Source organism: Microtetraspora sp. AC03309 (genome assembly GCF_020826795.1).
Taxonomy (GTDB): domain Bacteria; phylum Actinomycetota; class Actinomycetes; order Streptosporangiales; family Streptosporangiaceae; genus Microtetraspora; species Microtetraspora glauca.
Genome location: NZ_JADDIL010000182.1, coordinates 1 through 2360, shown reverse-complemented (window position 1 = coordinate 2360; position 2360 = coordinate 1). Strand labels below are relative to the sequence as shown.

At 62.1% G+C, this 2360-nt stretch carries 4 protein-coding genes; all 4 read left to right on the top strand.

The features are described 5' to 3' along the window. Nucleotides 1–452, top strand: a 452-nt coding sequence (locus IMZ11_RS42130) for a hypothetical protein (protein ID WP_228649119.1), incomplete at its 5' end; no start/stop codon positions are given. 138 nt (nt 453–590) lie between these two features. Continuing rightward, nucleotides 591–1562: an IS481 family transposase gene (locus tag IMZ11_RS42125; RefSeq protein ID WP_047328152.1), complete on the top strand. Its 972-nt coding sequence runs from the start codon at nt 591–593 to the stop codon at nt 1560–1562. A gap of 38 nt (nt 1563–1600) precedes the next feature. Beyond that, a complete protein-coding gene (locus IMZ11_RS42120) occupies nt 1601–1864 on the top strand; it encodes a hypothetical protein (protein WP_228649117.1) in 264 nt (87 codons plus the stop codon). Nucleotides 1865–2059: 195 nt separating this feature from the next. Continuing rightward, nucleotides 2060–2329: a hypothetical protein gene (locus IMZ11_RS42115; protein WP_228649115.1), complete on the top strand. Its 270-nt coding sequence runs from the start codon at nt 2060–2062 to the stop codon at nt 2327–2329. Nucleotides 2330–2360: the final 31 nt, after the last annotated feature.

The following is a 2360-nucleotide window of genomic DNA, read 5'->3' as shown; positions in this document are numbered from 1 at the left end:
GGGGGCATGCGATGTCAGAAACCGAAGTCGAGAAGGCGGAGCCGAGTTTCGAGGATCGGCTCAGCACGATTGAAGAGAATCTCGCAGATGTCAAACGGGAAGTGTCTCAGTTCTGGTGGGGGCTCGGCATAGTTTCGGTGGCCGCGGTGATCGTGAGTATGTTCGTCGCGTCCTGGGAGCCACCGGAGTCTGACCCGACGAATCGTGATGTGAGCGTTGAGGATCTGCTGCGCACGGGCGTGCACTGCTACGACTCGGCTGAGGAGCGTGCCGCGGCGCGGCAGAGAGCGCTCGCGGCCATCGATCGAATCAAGTGGGACCGCGATCATCCCGAACCGGCGGACTATCCGCTCGGGTCGCCCGGTCCTCCGCCTGTCGCGGTGGCCTCGGTTGTGGACACCGCGCCCCAGGGCGAGTCGTGGGAAGCCAAGCGCTGCTTCCAGATCGCCTAGACGGACTACTACTGACGAGGCGAGCTCTAGCTGTAACTCCCAGACAGGTTGTGAACGGCGTGGTGAGCGGAAGTAGGTGAGGACCTCCGGTATCGGTGTGGTTACCAAACACGCACATCCGATTACCGAGAGGTCCTCATGGTCCACGCTAATGCTTCGTTGACTCCTCGTGGGCGGTTGCGGCTTGCGCAGGCGGTTGTTGATCAGGGCTGGAGTTTGCGGCGCGCGGCTGAGCGGTTCCAATGTTCGGTGGCCACAGCCAAGAAATGGGCCGACCGTTATCGCGACGGTGGCGAAGCAGCGATGGTAGACCGGCCCAGCCGGCCGCATCGCAGTCCGTTGCGGTTGCCGAAACGACGTGAGCGGCGCATCGTCAACCTGCGCTTCACCCGGCGCTGGGGCCCACATCGCATCGCCGCTTACCTGCACCTGCCACGCTCGACCGTTGAGGCGGTGCTGCGCCGCTACCGGATGCCATTGCTGCGGCACCTGGACCAAAACACCGGGTTACCGGTACGCCGGCCCAAACCCCGCCGCTATGAGCACCCGGCTCCCGGCGACTTGGTCCATGTCGACGTCAAGAAACTGGGCCGCATCCCCGACGGGGGCGGCCATCGCAAGCTGGGTCGCCAAGCCGGCCGGCGCAACCGCTGCGGCATGGGATACACGTTCTTGCACCACGCCGTTGATGACCACTCCCGGCTGGCCTACTCCGAGGACCTCACCGACGAACGCAAAGAAACCGCCGCGGGATTCTGGAAACGCGCCAACGCGTTCTTCGCCGACCACGGCATCACCGTCAAACGAGTGTTGACCGACAATGGATCCTGTTACCGGTCAAAGAATTTCGCTGAAGCGCTCGGCCCCGACATCACCCACAAGAGGACCCGGCCCTACCGGCCACAGACCAACGGCAAAGTCGAGCGATTCAACCGCACCCTGACCACCGAATGGGCCTATGCGCAGACCTACCGCTCTGAGGCCGAACGCGCCGGAACCTACCAGCACTGGCTGCATCACTACAATCACCACCGACCCCACACCGGCATCGGCGGAATGACACCAATCGAGCGCCTACGCGTTCACAACCTACCCGTGAAGAACATCTAGCTCTAGCCTGAGGGCCCCAGTAAAAGGAGATGTGAACGATGGCACACGAACCCATTGACATCGCGATCAGCCTCCTAGGGGTGATCCTGGTGTTGTCCTGGCTGGTATCTGTTGTGGCCTATCGGCGTGGCTGGGTCACCTACTACCGCCTCCACCGTCTGAATCTAGATGTGTTTCCTGGCATCTACGATCGTGACAAGAGCTTCGAAGCTATAGGGCGCGACATTTTCGGCAATCGATTCGACCCGCCCGACCATAGTTCTGCAGGGCGCCAGCTCGGTGATACGCGGGATTCGACGTGAGGCTAGTCCTCTTACGTATTGACGGCCGGATCTGAAGCCATGATGGGCAGTGTTGTCGGACATGCGAATGGTGATCGCTCGATGGTCCGCGTCCCGCGAATGCGCCGCCGTTGCCCGTGTGGGTGCGGTCATACATCGACCCACAGCGGTCGCGGCACGAACGGTGTGGCGTTGATGTGGGGGTGTGAGCTGTATGTGCGCCGCTGGGTACGCGACGGCTATACGCCGGAGGTACTGGGATTCACCAGGGGAGCGGACGGCTACTACCGCAAGGACGGGGTCGCGATGCTGACCGCCGCGCAGTTGCGACAGTTCTCTGATGATTACCAGGCCGGCAAGTCTGTGCACGAACTGATGGCGCTATACCCAATCAAGGATGAAATGACGGTGCGCATGATCATCGCGCTCCTGGTGCCGACGTCAGGCGACAGTCCGGCAACGATAGGGGAGATCGCAAGTGTCTGAACGGAAGTGGACGGAGGTCGATGTCGAGCGA